General features: G+C 73.5%; 19 protein-coding genes. 13 read left to right on the plus strand and 6 right to left on the minus strand.

What is annotated here, in order from left to right; all coding sequences use genetic code 11:
• Window positions 1–4: 4 nt before the first annotated feature.
• From ACFWP3_RS22115 to ACFWP3_RS22125, 3 genes are read right to left on the minus strand one after another with little or no spacing between them, the layout of a single operon-like run.
• The gene (locus ACFWP3_RS22115; protein ID WP_384223687.1) at window positions 5–748 is read right to left on the minus strand and encodes an FAD:protein FMN transferase; all 744 of its coding nucleotides are present in this window, start codon (window positions 746–748) and stop codon (window positions 5–7) included.
• A gap of 1 nt (window position 749) precedes the next feature.
• On the minus strand, window positions 750–1,199 hold the full coding sequence (locus ACFWP3_RS22120; RefSeq protein ID WP_384223689.1) for an FMN-binding protein: 450 nt from the start codon (window positions 1,197–1,199) through the stop codon (window positions 750–752).
• Window positions 1,200–1,230: 31 nt separating this feature from the next.
• Window positions 1,231–2,598: a ferric reductase-like transmembrane domain-containing protein gene (locus tag ACFWP3_RS22125; RefSeq protein ID WP_384223692.1), complete on the minus strand. Its 1,368-nt coding sequence runs from the start codon at window positions 2,596–2,598 to the stop codon at window positions 1,231–1,233.
• A gap of 151 nt (window positions 2,599–2,749) precedes the next feature.
• On the opposite strand from ACFWP3_RS22125, the gene ACFWP3_RS22130 reads away from it, so the two are divergent.
• The 4 genes from ACFWP3_RS22130 to ACFWP3_RS22145 all read left to right on the plus strand — a co-directional run bounded on the left by ACFWP3_RS22130 (window position 2,750) and on the right by ACFWP3_RS22145 (window position 6,239).
• Window positions 2,750–3,439 (plus strand): response regulator transcription factor, encoded by a 690-nt coding sequence (locus ACFWP3_RS22130; protein WP_384223695.1) that lies wholly within the window; start codon window positions 2,750–2,752, stop codon window positions 3,437–3,439.
• Window positions 3,436–4,926, plus strand: a complete 1,491-nt coding sequence (locus tag ACFWP3_RS22135) for a sensor histidine kinase (protein WP_384223698.1) — start codon at window positions 3,436–3,438, stop codon at window positions 4,924–4,926. Before ACFWP3_RS22130 ends, ACFWP3_RS22135 begins: the two co-directional genes overlap by 4 nt.
• Before the next feature lie 8 nt (window positions 4,927–4,934).
• Window positions 4,935–5,552, plus strand: coding sequence for a hypothetical protein (locus ACFWP3_RS22140; RefSeq protein ID WP_384223701.1), 618 nt, complete (start codon window positions 4,935–4,937; stop codon window positions 5,550–5,552).
• Between the two features lie 153 nt (window positions 5,553–5,705).
• Complete coding sequence (locus ACFWP3_RS22145; RefSeq protein ID WP_384223704.1) at window positions 5,706–6,239, plus strand: GNAT family N-acetyltransferase; 534 nt, start codon at window positions 5,706–5,708, stop codon at window positions 6,237–6,239.
• Window positions 6,240–6,285: 46 nt separating this feature from the next.
• Here ACFWP3_RS22145 and ACFWP3_RS22150 read toward each other — a convergent pair whose 3' ends face one another.
• Window positions 6,286–6,939, minus strand: coding sequence for a maleylpyruvate isomerase N-terminal domain-containing protein (locus ACFWP3_RS22150; protein ID WP_384223707.1), 654 nt, complete (start codon window positions 6,937–6,939; stop codon window positions 6,286–6,288).
• 110 nt (window positions 6,940–7,049) lie between these two features.
• Between ACFWP3_RS22150 and ACFWP3_RS22155 the strand changes: the two genes are divergently transcribed.
• Window positions 7,050–8,189, plus strand: a complete 1,140-nt coding sequence (locus ACFWP3_RS22155; RefSeq protein WP_384223709.1) for a C40 family peptidase — start codon at window positions 7,050–7,052, stop codon at window positions 8,187–8,189.
• Between the two features lie 153 nt (window positions 8,190–8,342).
• Window positions 8,343–8,735 carry a DoxX family protein gene (locus ACFWP3_RS22160; protein ID WP_384223712.1) on the plus strand — a complete coding sequence of 131 codons (393 nt, stop codon included), beginning with the start codon at window positions 8,343–8,345 and terminating at the stop codon, window positions 8,733–8,735.
• Here the strand turns inward: ACFWP3_RS22160 and ACFWP3_RS22165 are convergent.
• A complete protein-coding gene (locus tag ACFWP3_RS22165) occupies window positions 8,690–9,376 on the minus strand; it encodes a response regulator transcription factor (RefSeq protein ID WP_384223715.1) in 687 nt (228 codons plus the stop codon). The genes ACFWP3_RS22160 and ACFWP3_RS22165 overlap by 46 nt on opposite strands.
• A complete protein-coding gene (locus ACFWP3_RS22170; RefSeq protein ID WP_384223718.1) occupies window positions 9,373–10,566 on the minus strand; it encodes a sensor histidine kinase in 1,194 nt (397 codons plus the stop codon). The genes ACFWP3_RS22165 and ACFWP3_RS22170 overlap by 4 nt, the downstream gene beginning before the upstream one ends.
• Before the next feature lie 209 nt (window positions 10,567–10,775).
• Here ACFWP3_RS22170 and ACFWP3_RS22175 point away from each other — a divergent pair, with 209 nt between their 5' ends.
• The 7 genes from ACFWP3_RS22175 to ACFWP3_RS22205 all read left to right on the plus strand — a co-directional run bounded on the left by ACFWP3_RS22175 (window position 10,776) and on the right by ACFWP3_RS22205 (window position 19,547).
• Window positions 10,776–11,777, plus strand: coding sequence for an ATP-binding cassette domain-containing protein (locus ACFWP3_RS22175; RefSeq protein WP_384223721.1), 1,002 nt, complete (start codon window positions 10,776–10,778; stop codon window positions 11,775–11,777).
• Window positions 11,774–13,267, plus strand: coding sequence for a hypothetical protein (locus tag ACFWP3_RS22180; RefSeq protein ID WP_384223724.1), 1,494 nt, complete (start codon window positions 11,774–11,776; stop codon window positions 13,265–13,267). The genes ACFWP3_RS22175 and ACFWP3_RS22180 overlap by 4 nt, the downstream gene beginning before the upstream one ends.
• A gap of 5 nt (window positions 13,268–13,272) precedes the next feature.
• Complete coding sequence (locus ACFWP3_RS22185) at window positions 13,273–14,013, plus strand: ABC transporter permease (protein WP_384223757.1); 741 nt, start codon at window positions 13,273–13,275, stop codon at window positions 14,011–14,013.
• A 56-nt stretch (window positions 14,014–14,069) separates the two neighbouring features.
• Window positions 14,070–14,498 (plus strand): hypothetical protein, encoded by a 429-nt coding sequence (locus ACFWP3_RS22190; protein ID WP_384223726.1) that lies wholly within the window; start codon window positions 14,070–14,072, stop codon window positions 14,496–14,498.
• Between the two features lie 153 nt (window positions 14,499–14,651).
• Complete coding sequence (locus ACFWP3_RS22195) at window positions 14,652–15,296, plus strand: SDR family NAD(P)-dependent oxidoreductase (RefSeq protein ID WP_384223729.1); 645 nt, start codon at window positions 14,652–14,654, stop codon at window positions 15,294–15,296.
• A gap of 118 nt (window positions 15,297–15,414) precedes the next feature.
• Entirely contained in the window at window positions 15,415–16,869 is a 1,455-nt protein-coding gene (locus ACFWP3_RS22200) for an SWIM zinc finger family protein (RefSeq protein ID WP_384223732.1), read from the plus strand.
• Window positions 16,866–19,547: a DUF6493 family protein gene (locus ACFWP3_RS22205; RefSeq protein ID WP_384223735.1), complete on the plus strand. Its 2,682-nt coding sequence runs from the start codon at window positions 16,866–16,868 to the stop codon at window positions 19,545–19,547. Before ACFWP3_RS22200 ends, ACFWP3_RS22205 begins: the two co-directional genes overlap by 4 nt.
• Window positions 19,548–19,689: the final 142 nt, after the last annotated feature.

The following is a 19,689-nucleotide window of genomic DNA, read 5'->3' on the forward strand; positions in this document are numbered from 1 at the left end:
GCGCTCAGGCAGCGTGCCCCGACGGGGTGCTTGGCAGGGGCAGGCCCGGTGTGCGCAGCACCTTGCGGGCCGTGTCGACGGCGAACACCTCGCAGTGCGGCCGCCCGGCCGCCCACGCGACACCCTCCGAGCCCAGCGCGAACGCCGCCGTCGCCGTCGCGTCCGCCTCCGTGAGCGTCGGCGCGACGACCGTGAGGGAGAGCAGGCCGGTGGCCGGGAGGCCGGTCCGGGCGTCGAGGATGTGGGCGCCGCGTTCGTAGTGGCCGGAGGTGGCGACCGCCGCGTCCGTCAGCTCCAGGACCGCGCACAGCCGGCCGGCGTCCTCGGGGTGGCGTATGCCCACCCTCCAGGGCCCGCCGCCGGCGACGATGTCGCCGCCGGCGTTCAGGCAGAACCGCCGCACCCCGGCCGCCGCCAGCAGTTCGGCGGCGCGCTGCATCGCCCAGCCCTTGACGACGGCGCACGGATCGAGCCCGCGGCCCGGCAGCCGTACGTCGAAGGCGCCGCCGCTCGCCCGGCGGTACTCCTCGCACAGGTCCAGGACATGGCCGAGGTCGGCGCTGACGCCGTCGGCGCTCAACTCGCCCCGGTTCAGACGGGACACCTCGCTGTCGGGCTTGAACGGGCTGAACCGTGCGTCGGCTTCGCGCAGCCACGCGAAGACCTCGTCCGCCGCCCCCTCCGGGAGGAGCGCGTCGTCGATGCGCAGCGAGACCGGCAGGCCCATGACGTGCTCGACCCGGTTCACGTCAGGCCCCGCTCTTGCGGTCGAGGGCCGCCTGCAGGGATTCCTTGTAGCCGTCGCTGGTGATCGTCGCGCCCGTCACCGCGTCGATGTCGGCGCTCTGGGCGTCGAGGGTCGACTCGATCAGCTTCGGCAGGGCGGAAGTGGTCTGGGGGTGCGGGGGCGCCTTGAGGGCCCTGATCGAAGTGATCCGGCCGGCCGTGAGCGTCACTTCGACCTGTACGGCGCCCTTCTCGGTCGGGACCGTCGATCCGGCGATCACCTGGGTGCCGGAGGAGGCCGCCGGCGGGGTGGGGGAGCCCGGAGAGGGCGCCGCTGTCGAGCCCGGCGCCTCCGCCGGGCTCGACAGCGGGGGCGGCTCGGCCGCGGCGGAGGCCCCGGTCGAGGGCGTGTACCGCCAGACCGGGATCAGGGCCGCGACGGACAGGACCAGGGCGGGCAGTGCTCGTTTCACGTGATGTTCCTCCTTGTCTGCTGTGCCCGGTTCATCCGGCCAGGCTGAAGCGTTCGAAGTGGACCTGCCGCTTGGGTACGCCGAGCGTGCGCAGGCCGCGCAGTACGGCGCCGGTCATACCGGGCGGGCCGCAGACGTAGATGTCGCGCTCGGCGAGGTCGGGGACGAGCGCGGACAGGGCGCCCGGCGACAGCGGATCGGGGTCCGGCGGGCCGCTGATCAGGTGCAGCGACGCGCCCTTGGCGGCGGCGAGCTCCCGCAGTTCGCCGTAGAGGACCGCGTCCTGCGCGGCGGAGACGCGGTAGACGAGCACGGCATGCCCGTGGAGGTCCTCCAGGAGCGCGCGGATCGGGGTGATGCCGACGCCGCCCGCGATCAGCAGGGCGTCCGGGCGGGTCCGGTGGAGCGTGGTGAAAGCGCCGTACGGGCCTTCGGCGAACACGCGGGTCCCCGGCTCCAGGCGGCGCAGGGACGCGGATCCCGCGCCGGAGGCCTTCACCGTCAGCCGCAGGTGGGTGCCGTCGGGGGCGGCCGACAGGGAGTACGGGTTCGCCTGCCACCAGCGGTCCTTCGTCAGGAACCGCCACAGGAAGAACTGGCCCGCACGGGCCGGGAGCCGGTCCAGGTCGCGGCCCGTCACGTAGATGGAGACGACGTGGTCGGACTCGGGCACGACGGCGGACACCCGCAGCCGGTGCCGCAGGTTCCGCCGCAGCGGGAGCACGACGCGGCCCGCGAACACCGCGCCGAGCGCACAGCCCCACAGCCCGTACCAGTACGCGGTGGCGGCCGGCGACGTGGTGAACGTGGTGCCCGCCGCGACCTGGTGGGTGAAGGCGAGGACCACCGCTACATAGGTGTACAGGTGGATGAAGTGCCACGTCTCGTACGCGAGTCGGCGCCGGGCCCAGCGGGCCGAGGCCCCGCCGACGACCAGGATCAGGACCATCGCGACGGTCGCCCGCAGCACGCCCTCAGTGGTCTCGGCCAGGTCGACCAGCTGGTCGACCGGGTCGAGCGAGGACGCCTGGGCGTAGCCGAGGGTGATGAACACGCCGTGCCCGACCAGCGACCACAGCAGCCCGAAACCGGTGACGCGGTGCCAGGCGGTGAGCCGGTCCATGCCGATGCGGCGGTCGAGCCAGGGCAGCCGGGCGACCAGCAGCAGCTGGAAGGCCATGAACAGGGCGCCGTAGAGGCCGCAGAGGCGACCGACGACGATCAGCGCGTTGGACGCGAAGCCCGCCTGCGAGAAGAAGTACGCGACGGCCGCCGCGTTCGCGGCGAGCAGGGCATACAGGCCGGCTCGGGCCACCACCCGGGGGCGTATCGCCGAGGGCGGAAGGGGCGGAGCCGGCGTCGGTGACGGCGGTGCGGACGTCGCGGGGACAGCGGTCACGGGGCCAGAACCTCCTGGGTCGGGTCGTTGGAGAGAGCTTGGCCGCCGGGACCTGTCGATTCCCTGTCAGGAGACTTTCAACTCCGTATCGAACTGCCCCGCCCCTGATCAGCGGGGCCGCACCGCCGCGCCCGTGCCGCAAGATGGGCGGGTGGACAAGATACGAGTGCTGGTCGTGGACGACGACCCGCCGATCGCCGACCTCGTCGCGACGGTCGCCCGCTACGAGGGCTGGGAAGCGGCCACGGCCAACTCGGGCCGGGAAGCGCTGCGGCTGGCCGGCGACTTCCACCCGGACATCGTCGTCCTGGACCTGATGCTGCCCGACACCGACGGCTTCGGCGTGCTCGACGGACTGCGCGCGGCCGGGACGATGGTCCCCGTGGTCTTCCTCACCGCGCGCGACACCGTCGCCGACCGGATCGCCGGGCTGACCCGCGGCGGTGACGACTACCTGGTCAAGCCGTTCGCGGTGGAAGAGCTGATGGCCCGACTGCGCACCGTGCTGCGGCGCAGCGCCGGACCGGGCTTCGAGCGGTCCGTCCTGCGCGTCGCCGATCTCACGATGGACGAGGACACGCGCGAGGTACGGCGCGGAGAGGACCGGCTGACGCTCACCCCGACCGAGTACGAGGTCCTGCGCTACCTCATGCGCAAGTCCCCGACCGTACTCACCAAGGCACAGATCCTCGACCACGTGTGGGAGTACGGCTTCGGCGGCCGCTCGAACGTCGTCGAGCTGGTCATCAGCCGACTGCGCCGCAAGCTCGACTCCACCGGCAGCCCGCTGATCCACACCGTACGCGGCTTCGGCTACGTGGTCCGGCAGGCCGCCCCATGAGCGTGCGGCTGCGCGACACGTACCGCAGACTCCGCCTCGGCACCCGGCTCGCGCTCGGCCTCGGTGTGCTGTCGCTGGTCGCGTTCGCCGTCGTCGGCACCTCCCTGACCGCCTACATGCGCGACTACCTGGGACACCAGCAGGTCGCCCAGTTGAAGCTGGTGCAGAACACGCAGGCCAAGGACGCCGCCCAGCACGGTACGGTCAAACGGCAGCCGTACTACGGGTGGTACACGGCCGTGTACGACGTCAGCGACGGCACGGCGGCGCTACGCCGGCCCGCCGACGTCCCGGACGACACGGGGGAGTTCACCGCCCTCGCCCAGGCGCGCGCCGACTCCGCAGGCGATGTGACGAGCACCGCGCAGCTCGCGGGGAAGGGCGCCTACCGGCTGCGGGCATGCGAGGTCGTACCCGGAGTCGTCCTGGTCAGCGCCGCCCCGATGGCGGAGATCGAGGACACGATGGAGCAGCTGATCACCGTCCAGGTGATCGCGTTCACGGTCGCCCTGCTGGCCCTCGTCGTCTTCGGGCGGATCCTGCTGCGCCGCGGCCTGAAACCGCTCAGCGACATGGCGCACACCGCACACGGCATCGCCTCGCACGACCTCTCCGAGTCGGCCTCCCGCCTGCCGCTGCGCGCCGACCGGTCCGGGGGTGGACCGGAGGTCGAGGAGCTGCGCACGGCCTTCAACACGATGCTGGAGCACATCGACGACTCGCTGGCCGTGCGCGCCGAGGCCGAACAGCGGCTGCGCCGCTTCGTCGCCGACGCCTCGCACGAACTGCGCACCCCGCTGATGTCGGTACGCGGCTACGCGGACCTGTTCCAGTACGCCGCCGCCAACGTCCCAGAGGAACGCGACAAGCACCTCACCCGGCTGCGCTCCGAAGCCGCCCGCATGGGCGTCCTCCTCGACGACCTGCTGCTGCTCGCCCGGCTCGACGCCGCCGAGGTGGACGCGCCGCTGCGGCTGGAACCGTGCGATCTGGCGGACCTCGCCCTGCAGGCCGCCGACGCCTTCCGCGCCGCCCACCCCGGCCATCCGCTCACCCTCGACACCGGACGCGGGCCGTTGCCCCTCGCCCTCGACCCCGTCCGCATCCGCCAGGTGCTCGACAACCTCCTCACCAACGCGGCCGTCCACACGCCCGCCGGGACTCGCGTATCGATGACGGTGGGCGCGACCCCGGGCGCCGCCCGGGTGGTCGTGGCCGACACGGGACCCGGCATCACGGACGCCGACCAGCACCGGATCTTCGACCGCTTCCACCGCGTCGACAAGGCCCGCAGCCGCGACAACGGCGGCAGCGGCCTCGGCCTCGCGGTCGCCCGCTCCCTGGCGACCGCGCACGGCGGCACCCTGACCCTGCGCAGCGAGCCGGGCACCACCGCCTTCGTCCTGGAGCTGCCGCGCACGGAGCGCTGGTCCGCACCCTTCGGAACGGAGAAAGGCGTGGTCAGGGGAGGTCCAGACCAGGCATGATCGCGGGCATGAGCACGGACATCTGGGGTTTCATCGAGTGCCACCGCGACTACCGGGACCACGAAGCGGATTCCTACTGGCACGCGACCATCGACCTGGACCACCTGAAGGTGCCCAGGAACTACGACGCGTTCGGCTGCCTGTTCGGCGTGCGCGACAACGAGCAGTTCGTGCCGGTGGCCCCCGACCGCGGACTGCCCGAGGACGCGTCGAACCGCGTCCGCGAGGGGCGCGAGACGATCGGCGGACGCAGCGCCAGCTGGGTCAGCTGGGCCGAGATCAAGCAGGTCGACTGGGACGAGGAGTCCGCCGGTCCCGACGCCTATGTGCACGAGTACCACCGTGATCCGCACGGCGCATGGCAGTTCCTCCACCGCCACTACTCCCCGCCCCAGCGGTTCGTCGACCTCTGCGGGCAGCCGGCCCGCATCGCGATGCGACCGAACCGCCATTTCCCCGAAGGCTCGCAGTGGGTGGACGGGGACCGGATGTTCCGGGTCGGGCGCCTCAAGCGCCGCGACGCCGTACCCCACGACCAGTGGGGGCCCGTCTGGACCGTCATGCGCACCCTCGCCGACCTGCACGGAGACGACGAGGTCAGGCTGGTCGTCTGGTTCGACGACTGAGGTCGGACGGACGTCGTGCGCGAGGGAGACTCCGAGGCCCTGATGCGCTCCCTGCGCACGATCGGACTGCGCCGCGCCAGCTGCGACCCCGACGAGATGCCTTGACCCAGGGCGGCTGTTGGGGCGGAGTGCCTTCCAAAGGATCATGTAGGGATGTCTGATCACCTGTCACCCGCATCGCCGACCACCGTCCGACTCACGCGGTACACGAAGACAGAACAGAGCGAAATCCTCGGCGCAGGCGAGGACCCCTTCGGCGTCGCGCACACCGGCCTGACCTGGCTCCCCAAGGAGGACCATTTCGGCGTCAGGCTCGGCGACCGGCTCGTCGCGCACGCCGGCCTGCTCCGACTCCCCGTGACGATCGGAGACAGGGAGACCGAGGCGATGGGCGTCGGCGGAGTAGCCGTCTCTCCGCACCTGCGAGGTCAGGGACTTGCCCGTCTGGTCATCACGGCAGCCCTCGCCCACGCACGAACCCTCGGCCCCCGACACGCCCTGCTCTTTTGCCGCGCGCCCCTCGTGCCCTTCTACGAGGGTCTCGGCTGGCAGCCGCTGGACCAGGAGGTCCACGTCGAGCAACACGAGGGACCAGTGCTGATGCCCCTGCGCACGATGTGGACACCCCTCCACGACGCAGCGAACCGGCCGACCGGAGCGGTGCGGGTGCATTCGTTCCCGATGTAGAGGACGGGGCATCCGTGAGCCGCCGACGCGGCCGCGCCGGTGCTCGTCAGCCGAGGACGAGCGGCACGTTCACCCCCGCCGTGTCCAGCTCGCCCGCCTCGGCCGTGGTCGGAGTGCGGCGGCCCGTGCCGATCAGCAGGGCGTCCTCGTCGGAGAACGACGGCGGGTACGGTGTCCCGCCGATGCGTTCGAGCAGTGCGCGGGCCCCGGCGAGGGCCTCGGCGGGCGGGCCCGGGGTGTGCGGGAGGTGTGCGCGGAGGTCGAGGTGGTGCAGAGTCCACTCCAGGACGTACGCGGACAGGTAGTCGCCGACGGTGAGCACCTGGCCTCGGGTGCCGACCCGGGCCGCGGGATCCGCGAGGGCGGCGGCGCGGCCCGCGGCGGAGCCGACGTCGTCGAGGTGGAACGTAAGCAGCCACGGCTCCCCGTACGCGGCGGCCAGGCGCACGGTCAGTGCGTCGAGCGGATCCTGCTCGTCCGGGGTCGCGCCGACCTCCCAGTAGGTCGCCGCGTCCCGGGTGGGCTCCGTGTCGGCGGGGGTGGCGAGGGTGATCAGGACGTCCTGGGCATCGATGACCAGATGGCACACCAGGTCCCGCACGAGCCACCCGTCGCAGCCGGACGGCCGCGCGAAGTCCTCGTCACCGAGCCCGGCAACCGCCGCCCGCAGTGCCGCCCAGGAGGATGAGAAGAGGTCCACGTCCATAACCTAGTCCCCGGAGGCCTCCGGGCCGAGCATCCTGGTTCGCCCGACCGGCCGCTTCGCCGCCGGAGGGTTCGCGGTCGGGGCGTACTGGACAGAATCGGCTCATGTTCTCCGTGAAGACAGCCCTGACAGCTGCCGCAGCGCTCCTCGCCCTCGCGGCCCCGGCTGCCGCACACCCCGTCGGCCCCATCGGACCCATCGGCCCCGCCGCCGTTCCGGCCCTTTCGGCAGGCCACTCCAAGCTCGCTGCGGCGCGTCCCTGCGACGGTGCCCCGACCTGCTACGTCGACGTGACGGTGGCCCAGGTCTGGGTGTCCCCCGAGGAGGTGCGGCCCGTGGACGCCCCGGCGACCGCCAATCCCGCCGACGTCCGAGGCTGGTTGAAGGCCATGACGCTGGACGAGCGTCGTGAGGTCGCCGGGGAGACGCAGGCGCTCCACGGCGTGCGGGTGACCGTCGACCGGACGATGTGGCACGGCGGCCTCCTCTGGGACCACGTATGGGTGCACGGCCAGCCCACCCCCAGGGACGAGGCAGGCCTCGGCGCCTACCCCGGTTGGATTCCCGACCGGCAGCTGACCTCCGAGCACCGGAAGCCGCCCGCCGGTACGCACGAGGAACGTGTCGGCCGGCCCACGGCCCGGGGCTTCACCACCGCCGAGGCCGCCGTCTCGGGCACGGGCTCGGTGCAGTCGCGCGAGTATTCGTACAACACCTCGTTTCCCGTGAAGGCCGGCCCGGTGCTCGGCGTCGTCACCGCGTACTCCCACACCGGTACCCGCGTGTACTTCCGAGCCGGTGACCTCGCGCGGGTGCCGGCCGCGCCGAGCGGCGAGGACGTGGTCGCCGCCGCACGCACCTTCATGGGCCTGCCCTACCTGTGGTCGGGCACCTCCGGATTCGGCTACGACTGCTCCGGGCTGACCGGACAGGTCTACTCGGCCCTCGGTGTGACCATCCCCCGGGACGCCCAGCCGCAGTTCGACGCGGGCGGCGGGCAGGCACCCGCGGGTTCGGCCGTCGGGGTGCGCATCACCGACACGAAGGACCTGAAGCCCGGCGACATCGTCGCCTTCCGCCCCGCCACCGGCACCGAGGTCACCCACGTCGGCATCTACTCGGGGACGAAGAACGGCGAGCCGATGATGATCAACTCGCCGCGCACCGGTGACGTGGTCAAGGAGGAACCGATCGGATCCACCGGCCGCGTGTACGTGGGCGCTACCCGCTTCCTCACCCGCTGACACCGACGCCTGCGCTGACGCGGGCGCCGTGGTGCGATGCGGGGAACTGGTGCGCACGGGGGACAGCGCGACGCGAGTGGACCATACTTACCGACCAGTAGATGGCTCTTGCCCGCGCAATCCCGGCACATCCCTCGCGCCCGAAGGACCCCGATGCCCACTCCCGCACGCTCCGCACTCGCACTGGCCGCGCTCCTCGCCTCCGCGGGCGCCGCCCACTTCATCGCCCCGAAGCAGTTCGACGCCACCGTGCCGCGTACCTTGCCCGGCAGCCCCCGCACGTGGACGACCGCCAGCGGGGTCGTGGAGCTGGCGCTGGCCGCTGGTCTCGCGTTTCCGCCGACACGCCGGACCAGCGCCCGCGCCTCAGCCGTCTTCTTCGCGGCCGTGTTCCCGGCGAACGTGAAGATGGCCTACGACTGGCGCGATCGGCCCATGCCCGCGAAGGCCCTCGCCACCGCACGGCTTCCGCTGCAGATCCCGCTGATCCTGTGGGCGCGTCACGCCTCCAGGCCCGGGTCCGGTTCGGGGTCCGCGATCCGGTAGCCGACCGTCGGCAGGGTGGTGATGACCGGCGGGCTGCCGAGCTTGCGGCGCAGTCGGCCGACGGTGACGGCGACGGTGTTGGTGAACGGGTCGGCGTGCTCGTCCCAGACCTGCTCCAGCAAGGCCTCCGAGCTCAGGAATCCGGGGCCGGCCCGCAGCAGCGCCGCCAACACCTCGAACTCCTTCACGGAGAGGTCGAGCGGGCGCCCGTCGCGCGTGGCGCTGCGCCGCACCGGATCGAGCTCGACGCCGGCCGTGCGCAGGATCCGGGCCCTCGCGTACGGACGGCGCCGGGCCAGGGCCCGCAGGCGCAGCACGAGCTCCGGGAAGTGGAACGGCTTGACCAGGTAGTCGTCCGCGCCCTGGCCCAGACCGGCCACGCGGTCGGCGGGGGAGTCCGCGGCGGTCAGCATCAGCACCATCGGGCGCTCGTCCCGCTCGGTGATCATCTGGCAGAGCGTGTCGCCGTGCAGACCGGGCAGGTCCCGGTCCAGGACCACCACCTCGTAGCCGTTGACATCGAGCTTGACTGCGGCCGCCAGGCCGTCGTAGGCGATGTCCACGGCCATGCCCTGGTCGCGCAGGCCCTCCGCGACGAGATCCGCGAGCGCGCGGGCGTCCTCCGCCACCAGCACCCTCATGCCGCCTCCGCCCCCTCGACCGCCCTGAGCAGGGTGACGACGACGCGCAGGCCACCGTCCTCCCGCGCGCACAGGTCCAGCCGGCCGCCGTGCACCTCGGCGACCGCCGCGACGATCGCGAGCCCCAGACCCAGCCCCTGACCCAGCCCCCGCCCAGGCCCCGTACCGGTCGAGGCCGTCCGGTCCGGTCCGGCGCGGCGGAACGGGCGGGTGAGTTCGGCGACCTGCTCCTGCGCCAGCACCGTCCCCCCGTTCTCCACGACGAGCTCGACCGCCGAGCCGGTGGTGCGGAGGGAGACACGGACCCAGCCGCCCGGTTCGTTGTGCACGACGGCGTTGTCGACGAGGTTCTCCACCAGCCGCCGCAGCAGCGTCCGGTTACCCCGTACGAGGGTGCCGGGCGCCGGATCCAGCACCTCTTCGACGCGGAGCCCGCGTGCGGTCAGCGCGGCGGCGGCCAGTTCGTCCAGCGGGACCGCTTCCGGCTCCGGCAGGTCGTGCTGGGCACGGGCCAGCGTCAGCAGGCCGTCCAACAGCCGGTCGATCTGGTCGAGTTCGGCATGCACGCGGCCGGCAAGCACGCGCGTCTGGTCCGGCAGCGGGCCGGGCTTGGCAAGGGTGACGTCCACGGCCGTGCGCATCGTCGCCAGCGGCGTGCGCAGCTCGTGCGAGGCGTCGGCGACGAACCGCCGCTGAGCGGCGAACGAGCCCTCCAGACGGGCGAGCAGCTCGTCGATGGTGTCGCCGAGGTCGTGCAGCTCGTCGTGCGGGCCGTCGACGGCCAGCCGCTCGTGCAGGTTGTCCGCCGATATCCGGCGGGTGGCCGCGGTCATGGCACGCAGCGGGCGCAACACCCGTCCGGCCGCGTACCAGCCGAGCAACAGCGACAGCACGCCCATCACCAGCAGCCCGACCGCCGAGCCCAGCAGCAGCTGCTCCGTCTGCCTGCTGTGCGCCTGCGCGAGCTGGTGCTCCAGGCTCGCGATCCGCGCCTGCGCCGCGCCCGACGCGTCCGGCACCGCCGAACCGGGGCCCGGCACCGCGTCCATCGAACCGCCCGCGAAGAGCGCGACGACGGCCAGCATCACGGCACCCGAGGCCAGGAACAGCCCGGCGTACAGCTGCGTGAACCGCCAGCGCACGCTGCGCCGTCGACGCGACGCCCGGAGGGAACCCCCCTCGCCCACCATGGGGCACTCCTCTCGTCCACCCGTACCGCCCTGCCGGTCAGGCTAGGTGAGCCGACCTAACAGCGGCATGACGGCGGGCGTTCCGCTCGTGTCACCGCCGCCCGCGCACCGTGATGCCACAAGCACGGACGGAACGACGTACGGAACGACGTACGGAACGACGTACGGAAGACGTACGGAAGACGTACGGAACAGAGGCGGAGGCACCCATGGCGGGCGAGGTCGGGACCGAAGACGGGATCGAGGTACGGGGCTTGAGCAAGCGCTTCGGCGCGACGCAGGCGCTGGACGGGATGAGCTTCACGGTGCGCCCGGGCCGGGTGACCGGATTCGTCGGGCCGAACGGGGCGGGCAAGTCGACGACGATGCGGGTGGTGCTGGGCCTGGACGCGCCCGACGCGGGCCGCGCGCTGGTCGGCGGCCGCCCGTACCGGAGCCTGGCGGAGCCGCTGCGCGAGCTCGGCTCGCTGCTGGACGCCGGAGCGCTCCAGCCGAGCCGCACCGCCCGCAATCACCTGCTCTGGCTCGCCCGTACCCAGGGGCTGCCGGCCGCCCGCGTCGACCATGTCCTGGCCGATGTCGGACTGGCCGAGGCGGCGCGGCGCCGGGCGGGCGGCTTCTCCCTGGGCATGCGGCAGCGTCTCGGCATCGCGGGAGCGCTGCTGGGCGATCCGCCCGCCCTGATGCTGGACGAGCCGTTCAACGGGCTGGATCCGGAGGGGATCCGGTGGATACGGACGCTGCTGACGACCTTGGCCGAGGAGGGGCGTGCCGTACTGGTCTCCAGCCATCTGATGAGCGAACTGGAAGGCGTGGCAGACCATTTGGTCGTCGTCGGCCGGGGGCGGGTGGTCGCCGACACAGGCGTACGAGAGCTGCTGACCGGCGTCGCGGCCGGGCGGGTGACGCTGCGTACGGCGGCGCTGCCGGCGGCCGCGCAGGTTTTGAAGCAGTCCGGGGCCGTGGTGGAGACGTCCGGCCCGGACACGCTGACGGTCACCGGCCTGGCCGGTGCGGCCATCGTGGCCCGGCTCACCGAGGCGGTCGTCCCGTTCGCCGAACTGGCCGCGCACCGCGTCACCTTGGAGGAGGCATACCTCGAACTCACCCGGGATTCAGTGCAGTACCGGAGCGCCGCTGCCTCCAACGCATCCAGCGCATCCAGTGCATCCACCGCCTCCACGGCCGACGCAGAGGAGGCCGGGCGATGACGAGGGCCCTGCACGCCGAATGGACCAAGTTTCGCACCGTGCGCGGCTGGATGCTGGGAGCCGTCGGAGCGGCACTGGCCTCGGTGCTGTTCCTGCTGGTCGGCACCGTCTCGTCGAACGAACACCCCGGTGACGTCTCGGCACTGCCGGTCGGACCGGGCGGCGAGGCGGTCAACGACAGCTTCTCCTTCGTCCACCGCACGCTGACCGGCGACGGATCGCTGACCGTGCCGGTCACCGCGCTGACGGGCGTGCTCTCCGACCCCGATGGGGCCCCGGACAGCACGACGCGCGGGCTCACACCGTGGTCCAAGGCAGGGATCATCGTCAAGAGGAACCTGACGCAGGGCTCGCCGTACGCGGCGGTCATGGCGACGGGCGCCCACGGCGTCCGCATGCAGCACGACTTCGTCCACGACCGCGCCACCGATCTGACGGGCGTGCCGTCCGCGGTCGCGCCGCAGTGGCTGCGGCTGGTCCGGGACGGGAAGACCGTCACCGGCTACCACTCGGCGGACGGCGTCCACTGGACGGAGATCGCCAGCGTGGCCGTCCCGGGCGATGCGGTCCAGGCGGGTCTGTTCGTCACCGCGCCCGCCGCCGTGCAGACGGCCGGCGCCGGCAGCTCCCCGGCCACGGCGACAGCGGCCTTCGGGCAGCCGGTGCTCACCGGCGCGTGGCGGGACGACTGGGCCTACACGCAGGTGGGCGGTGGTGCAGGCACCTCGGGCAGCTACGTCCCCGGCACGACGGGCGGCCACCGCGCGAGCGGCGACGGCTTCACCGTCACCGGAGCGGGCGATATCGCGCCCGTGGTCGGCGGTCCCGCACTCGGTCCCGCCTTCACCGTCGAGACCTTCCTGATCGGCACCTTCATCGGTCTGATCGTGGTCGGTGTGGTGGCCGTGCAGTTCTCCACCAGCGAGTACCGGCGCGGGCTGCTCGGCCTCACCCTGGCGGCCACGCCGAGGCGCGGACGGGTGCTCGGCGCGAAGGCCCTCGTCGTCGCGGGCGTCGCCTTCACCGTCGGTGCCGCGGCGGCCGCGGTGAGCCTGCCGCTGGGCCGGGCACGCGCCCGCGCCGCGCACTTCGCGGTGCTGACCGTCCCGACCGAGGAGCAGCTGCGGGCCGTTCTCGGCACGGGTCTGCTGCTGGCCGCGACGGCGGTCCTGGCGCTGTCGCTCGGCGTGCTGCTGCGCCGCAGTGCGACAGCGATCACCGCCCTCGTCGCGGTGACCGTCCTGCCCTACCTGCTGGCCCTGGGCGGCATGCTGCCCGCCGGCCCGGCCGGATGGCTGCTGCGCCTCACCCCGGCGGCCGGCTTCGCCGTCCAGCAGACCCTGCCGCGCCACGACCACGTCCTCTCCGTCTACACCCCGGCCACGGGCTACTTCCCGCTGCCGCCGTGGGGCGGGCTCGCGGTGCTCGGCGCGTGGGCGCTCCTCGCGCCGGCGGCGGCGTCCCTGGTACTGCGCCGGAGGGACGCGTGAACGCGATGGTGCTGCGACGTGCGTGCCGGGCCGAGTGGACGAAGCTGCGGACGGAGACGGGCTGGTGGTGGCTGCTCCTCGGCCTGGTGGCCCTCACGGTGGCCGTGGGCGCGGCCACCTCGGGCAGCGTGCGGTGCTGCGGCGGGGATCCGGCCCGGCTCGCCCTCAGCGGGGTGACGGTCGGCCAGGCCGTGGCCGTGGTTCTGGCCGTGCTGTGTGCGGGCGGCGAGTACGGCACGGGAATGATCCAGGTGACGCTGACCGCAGTGCCCGCGCGGACGACCGTACTGGCCGCGAAGGCCGCGGTGCTGAGCGCGGTCGTCGCGGCGGCGGGCGGTGTCGCCGTACTGGGCTCGCTGCTGGCCGGGCACCTGCTGCTGCCGGGCGCTCCCGACCTGACCGACGGACCGGCGCTGCGGGCCGCCCTCGGCTCCGTGCTCTACCTGGTCCTCGTCGCCCAGCTCGCCCTCGGCGTCACCTTCGCCGTCCGCGACGGCGCGGTCGCCTCGGGCGCCGCCCTGGCCCTGCTGTACCTGTTCCCACTGCTCAGCCACGTCGTGACCGATCCGTGGCTGCAGCGCCAACTGGCCCGCTTCGGCCCGATGCCCGCCGGCTTGGCCGTCCAGGCGACGACCGCACTGCACCGGCTGCCCATCGGCCCGTGGCCGGGGCTGGGCGTGCTGGCCCTGTGGGCGGCAGCCGCACTGCTGCTGGGCGGAACGGTGCTGCGACGACGAGACGCCTGACGGAAGCACGCACACCCGTGCGGCCGTTGTCAGTGGGTGCGGGCAGGCTTACGGGTATGACGACGTTGCTGATTTCCGACATCGAAAGAGCCGTTCGCAGCAGTTGGAGTGCCGAGACATGCACGCCGGAGTACCGCTCGCGCTGGACCGAGGACAATCCGGCCCGCGACCAGTGCGGGGTGACCGCCATGGTGCTCAACGACCTGCTGGGAGGCGAACTGATCCGAGGGGAGGTCCATGTCGACGGGGAGCGTGTGGACTACCACTGGTGGAACCGGCTGGGCCTGGGCGTGGAAGTCGATCTCACCCGCGAGCAGTTCGGGCCGGAGGAGACGGTCATCGGCGGCACCGTCATAGCCCGGCCGCCCGAGACCGAGTGGGGCCGGCTCCGTGAGGAGTACGAGCTCCTGCGCGACCGGGTCATGGAGAAGCTCGGTCGGCAGCAGGCTTCCGCCCGGAGCCCGCTGAGCACGCCCTCGGCATAAGCGCCGGGGGAGTACCCGAGGACGTACCGCACGGGGTAGGCCGGCCCGCAGATCACGCCCGTCGTTCTGCGGGAGGCCCGCGCCGGGGCGCCGCAGGCAGGAGCGCGCGCCCCGGTGTGCGCCCGCGCGCCTCCGCACACCCCAGCGGGAGGGATGGCCGTCGGACCGGGGTCCGCCGACCGTCTCGGCGGCATCGACGTACTCGTGAACAACGCCGGCGTCGGACTGTTCGGCGCGGTCGAGGAGGTCTCCGACACCGAACTGCGCGACCAGTTGGAGACCTTGGTCGTGGGGCCGTGGCGGCTGACCCGCCTGGTCCTGCCGCTGATGCGGGCCCAGGGGCACGGCCACATCGTCAACGTCTCCTCCATCGTCGGCCGCATGGCCTTTCCGGGGCTCGCCGCCTACGGCGCCGGCAAGCACGCCCTGGAGGGCATGAGCCAGGCCCTGGCCGTGGAGGCCGCACCCCACAACATCCGCGTGACCGTCCTCGAACCGGGCATGTTCGCCACCCGCTACGGCACCTCCATGACCGAGGCCCGTGACCGGATCCCCGCCTACGACGTCACCAACCGCGAGATGCTCGAAGGGGCCCGCGGCCTCGCGGAGAAGCCCGAGACCGGCCGCCCGGAGGACTTCGCGGCGCGCGTCCTGGACTTCGTCGGATCCGACACCGCCACGCCCCTGCGGATCCCCGTCGGCGACGACGCCTACGGATACCTCGACGAGGCCGAACAGGCCTACCTGGCCGAGTTCGCCGCAGCCCGGACCATCACCCAGGCAGCGCAAGGAGTCTGACGAATCATCAGTCACCCGTCAGTCGATCGCTCGTCCGTGGCCCCGCTCGGTACGGCAGGGCCACGGAGCCCACAGGGGCGCAGCGGCGTTGTCAGTGGTCCCCCTTAGCGTTCCGATCATGACGCGAACCGCACACACCTTCGCCTACGCGGGCTCATCCTCGCTGACCACCGACGCGGCCGGTACGGGACGGATGCTCGGCCTGGAGACCGCGGGAGGCCTGACGCCGGCCGGGGCCGAGGCCCACCCCCAGTTCTTCGCAGGGTTCTTGAACAGCCCTCAGGCCGCCGCCCGCGCCCTGCTGGCCGTCGCCGACGTGGCCGCCGCCCGCTACTACCGGCGAACCCTGCGGGCCTCGCTCGACCCGGTCGTCACGGGCAACGGCGACCGGCTGCGCTTCGAGTCCTTCTCCGGATGCTGCGGGGTGTACGCCCGGCTCGACGTGCTCCCCGAAGGACTCGGCGGCTCCGACACCGGCCACGGCACCACCAACGTCGACGTCAACAACCCGCTGCGCGAGGCCCTGTCCCGCCTGACCGGTGACGACCCGCTGCACCTGCGCGTCGGCCCCGACGAGCTGACGGTCACCACCCTCGACGGTCCGGTCGTCGAGAAGAAGGTCCCGCTGCCCGACCGCTGGCTGCGCGGTTTCGCCGAATCCCAGGCCATCACCACCGGCTTCGACCTGCGCGCCGAACTCACCGCCGCCGAAGCCGTACGCTTCCTGCGCTCGCTCCCGCGCACCCCCACCGGCAGCGGCGCCGCGAGCGCCGCCCTGTGGGTGATCCCCGCGGGCCGTACGCTGCGCCCCACCACCCGGCCGGTGCCCGGGGCGGTCTGCCTGCCCGGCCCGGACAGGCTCGCCGCCCTCCAGCGGGTCCTGCGCAATGCGACCGGCCTGCGCGTGTACGGGCCGGTGGCCGACGGTGCCGGGCCCACCGCCTCCGCATGGGAGGTCGGCCTGCCCGGCATGCGGCTCACGCTCACCCTCTCCCCGGAACCCGACCGCGGGTTCTCCGGCGAGGGCGGCGTCCTGGAGGCCCTCGCCACGGACACCGCGGCCGCCGACGCCGACCTGATCTCCGTGCTGCTGGCCTGGGAGCCGCGCATCGACCCGGCCGACCTCGCCGAGCAGTCCGGGCTCCCCGTAGACCGCGTACGGGCAGCCCTCACCCACCTCGGCACGGCCGGCCGCGTCGGCTACGACCTCGCCGAAGCCGCCTACTTCCACCGTGAACTGCCCTACGACTCCCGTCGCGCCGAACGCCACAACCCGCGCCTGGTCGCCGCCCGCGCCCTGCTGGCGGAAGGCGCCGTCACCCTGGACGACAGCGCGGGCACCGCCGTCGTCGCCTCGGGGGAGCGCCGCTACCAGGTCCGGGGTACGGGCGGCGCCCTGAGCTGCACCTGCCAGTGGTGGGCCGACTACAGCGGCCGCCGGGGCCCCTGCAAACACGCCCTCGCCACCCGCATGGCCCGCCGGGCCGCGCACACCGACGCCCAGCACACCGACACCGCGCACACCGACACCGCGCACACCGACACCACCACCCCCGCCGGAGCCTCACGATGAACGCCACCGCCCAGGACACCACCGCTCCCGCACCGCAGGCGGGCGCCCCCGCGCGCGACATCCTCGCCGCCGTCCGGGCCGGCCGCACCTCCGACCTGCCCGGACTGCTCAAGCCGCTGGACCGGGTGCAGCGGCGGGAGCTGCTCGCCGAACTGAAGGCGCTGCGCGCCGACCTGCGCTCCCAGGGATGGGAGAACTGGCGGGAACGGGACCTGGTGAACCCGGCCCTGGTCGTCGCCGGCGCCGGATGCACCACCGGCGCGGCCGCCGCGGCCTCCTGGATCGCCGCGCGCGACCTGCGCCGCTGGCAGGCCCTCCCGGCCGACACCCTGCTCAAGGTCCTGTCCGACCGGGAACCGCGGCTGCTCGGCGACCTCGCCCACCGGCTCGCCGCCCGGGCCGCGACCGCGGAACAGGACTACCCGCTGATCCGCACGCTCGTCGGCATCGCCGGATGCCCGATGCCGACCACCGACGGCTGCCTCGAGGGCTGGGCCTCGTCCCTGCCCGCAGCGCGCACCTCCCTCACCGAGGCCCTGCGCGGGGACCCGTACACCGCCGAGCTCGTCCCGCACCTCTTCGAGACCGCCGAGCCGGTCCCCTCGCTCGGGCACTGGTCGGGCGAGCCCGTCGGCCCGTACCACTGGCCGACCGCGCTCGCCGCCATCGCGGAGGAGGGCCTGGTCGACCGTACCGCCCTGCTCGACGGGTGCACGGCCCGTCTGCTGCGCGGCGGTACCGCCCCCCATCTCAAGCCGTACCTCGCGATCCTGCAGGCCCTGCAGCCGACCGCGGAGGAGGAGCGGGAACGGGCCGCCGACTGGATCGCGCTCGCCGCCGACGCCCCGTCCGCCGTCGCCGGGCACGCCCAGCAGGCCCTGGCCCGGCTCGCCGCGGCCGGCGGCCTCGCTCCCCGCCTGCTCGCCGAAATGTCCCTGACCGTCCTCTTCCGGCCCGAGAAGAAGCTCGTACGCGCCCAACTGGTGCTGCTCGGCCGGGAGCTGGTCCGCGATCCGGCCGCCGCCCCCGAGCTGCTGCCCGTACTCGGCGAGGCCTTCGGACACACCGACACCGACATCCAGGAACGGGCCCTGAAGCTCGCCGCCGCGCACCTGGTCGACGACCCGGACGTACGCGCCGAACTCGCCGCATGCGCACACCTGCTGAGCCCCCTGCACCGGGCGCGGGCCGTGGAGGTCCTCGGCCCGGACGCCGCCCCCGCCGCCGACCATGCCCCCTACCAGGAGATCCTTCCCCCGCCCCCGACCCAGATCCCGCTCGCGCCCGCCCCGGAGAGCGTCGAGGAGACCGTGGAGCTCGTCGCAGCCGCGGTCAACTCCCGGACCACGAGCGTCGAGGAGTTCGAACGCGCCCTGGACGGCCTCGTCCGGCACGCCCACCGGGACCGTGCGGCCCTCGCCGCGGCACTGCGTCCCGCGCTGGCCGGACGGTGGTGGCTCGACCCCGAGCGGTCCCACCACTTCACCAGCGACCTGCCCGGCATCGAACACGTCGCCGCCGCGGTCCTGGACGTACGCCCGGCGGCGCATGCCCGCACGTCCTGGCCCGAGTCCGGGGGCTGGCGCAGCGACTGCCACCACCCCGCGTTCCACGTCGCCTCCCACGCCCGCGTGGTCGAGGCGGCACGGCACATCGCGGGCCGGCCGCTGCCCTTCCTGCTCTCCTTCCCCACCCACGCCAACGGCTCCCTGGACCCGCGCACCCTCATCGAGCGCCTGGCCGCGTACGAACGACTCGGCGAGACCCCCGCCCCGGCGGACTTCGCACAGGCCTTGCTGCGGACCCGCCGCGACCCCACGGCGATCCCCGAGGCGGCCGCACTGGGCCTAGCCGAAGGGGACCGGCTCGCGGCCTGGCTCGGCGAGGACGGCCTGCCCGCCGCCGTCACGCGCCGTACCGCGCCGACCAGCGCCCGACACTACGACGTATGGCCCAGCCACCTCACCCTGGACACCGCGGAACGCCCCACCGTCCTGCACCGGTTCCCCAAGCCGTTCCGGGAGTTGGGGCAGGCTCGCAGGGCCACCGGCCGCTGCTGGGACGGCGACGGCGATGCCACCCTGGTCGCCGCCCTCCCCGAGGACCGCGAGACCCTGGCCGCCTGGTCGCTCCCGGCCATCACCTCCTGCGCCATCCACGAAGAGCGGGGCGGGACCTCCGTGCTGCCCCTGCTCGCGGCCGCCGGAGGCCCGGCAGCCGGGCCGGCGCTCCACCTCGCCGTCGCCACCGGACTCGGCGCCCGGCACGCCGAGGACCGGCTGAACGCCGTCGATGCACTCCTGGCGCTCGCAGCCCGCGGCGATCTGGACGCCGAACGCATCGGCTCCGACCTCGGGGAGCAGCTGACCCTGGGCACGGTCAAGCCCAACCGGCTCGCCGACTCGCTGCGCACCGCCGCCGCGACCGGCGCCTGCACCACCACCTGGTCCGTCCTGTCGGCCGCCCTGCCCGCCCTGCTCGCCGGCACCGCCGACCCGCGCGGCACCGGCGAACTCCTGGAGACGGCCGCCGACTGCGTGGAACAGTCCGCCGTGGTCGCCCCGCACCCGGCCGGCCTCGCCGCCGTCGCGGCCCGCGGCGGCCGGTCCCGCCTGGTCACCCAGGCCGCCCGCCTGACCAAAGCCCTCGACCGCAATCGGGAGACGGCGCCCGCCTGACCGGCTGCGAGGCCCGGGCCAGACGCCCGGCCTCACGTCCGGCCTCTCCGCGAGGTCAGGACAAAGCCAGACATGACCATGGACGCGTCACTACAATCCAGCCAAACCAGCGCTACTCGGGGGGCCAAGTGGACGCGTTGAT

This window comes from Streptomyces sp. NPDC058525, from assembly GCF_042719495.1.
GTDB lineage: Bacteria > Actinomycetota > Actinomycetes > Streptomycetales > Streptomycetaceae > Streptomyces.

What these genes read in the sequence shown, in the direction of transcription:
- ACFWP3_RS22135 (WP_384223698.1), top strand. Translation starts at nt 3,436, where the DNA reads ATGAGCGTGCGGCTGCGCGACACGTACCGCAGACTCCGCCTCGGCACC.
- ACFWP3_RS22140 (WP_384223701.1), top strand. Translation starts at nt 4,935, where the DNA reads ATGAGCACGGACATCTGGGGTTTCATCGAGTGCCACCGCGACTACCGG.
- ACFWP3_RS22145 (WP_384223704.1), top strand. Translation starts at nt 5,706, where the DNA reads ATGTCTGATCACCTGTCACCCGCATCGCCGACCACCGTCCGACTCACG.
- ACFWP3_RS22155 (WP_384223709.1), top strand. Translation starts at nt 7,050, where the DNA reads ATGTTCTCCGTGAAGACAGCCCTGACAGCTGCCGCAGCGCTCCTCGCC.
- ACFWP3_RS22160 (WP_384223712.1), top strand. Translation starts at nt 8,343, where the DNA reads ATGCCCACTCCCGCACGCTCCGCACTCGCACTGGCCGCGCTCCTCGCC.
- ACFWP3_RS22165 (WP_384223715.1), bottom strand. Translation starts at nt 9,376, where the DNA reads ATGAGGGTGCTGGTGGCGGAGGACGCCCGCGCGCTCGCGGATCTCGTC.
- ACFWP3_RS22170 (WP_384223718.1), bottom strand. Translation starts at nt 10,566, where the DNA reads ATGGTGGGCGAGGGGGGTTCCCTCCGGGCGTCGCGTCGACGGCGCAGC.
- ACFWP3_RS22175 (WP_384223721.1), top strand. Translation starts at nt 10,776, where the DNA reads ATGGCGGGCGAGGTCGGGACCGAAGACGGGATCGAGGTACGGGGCTTG.
- ACFWP3_RS22180 (WP_384223724.1), top strand. Translation starts at nt 11,774, where the DNA reads ATGACGAGGGCCCTGCACGCCGAATGGACCAAGTTTCGCACCGTGCGC.
- ACFWP3_RS22185 (WP_384223757.1), top strand. Translation starts at nt 13,273, where the DNA reads ATGGTGCTGCGACGTGCGTGCCGGGCCGAGTGGACGAAGCTGCGGACG.
- ACFWP3_RS22190 (WP_384223726.1), top strand. Translation starts at nt 14,070, where the DNA reads ATGACGACGTTGCTGATTTCCGACATCGAAAGAGCCGTTCGCAGCAGT.
- ACFWP3_RS22195 (WP_384223729.1), top strand. Translation starts at nt 14,652, where the DNA reads ATGGCCGTCGGACCGGGGTCCGCCGACCGTCTCGGCGGCATCGACGTA.
- ACFWP3_RS22200 (WP_384223732.1), top strand. Translation starts at nt 15,415, where the DNA reads ATGACGCGAACCGCACACACCTTCGCCTACGCGGGCTCATCCTCGCTG.
- ACFWP3_RS22205 (WP_384223735.1), top strand. Translation starts at nt 16,866, where the DNA reads ATGAACGCCACCGCCCAGGACACCACCGCTCCCGCACCGCAGGCGGGC.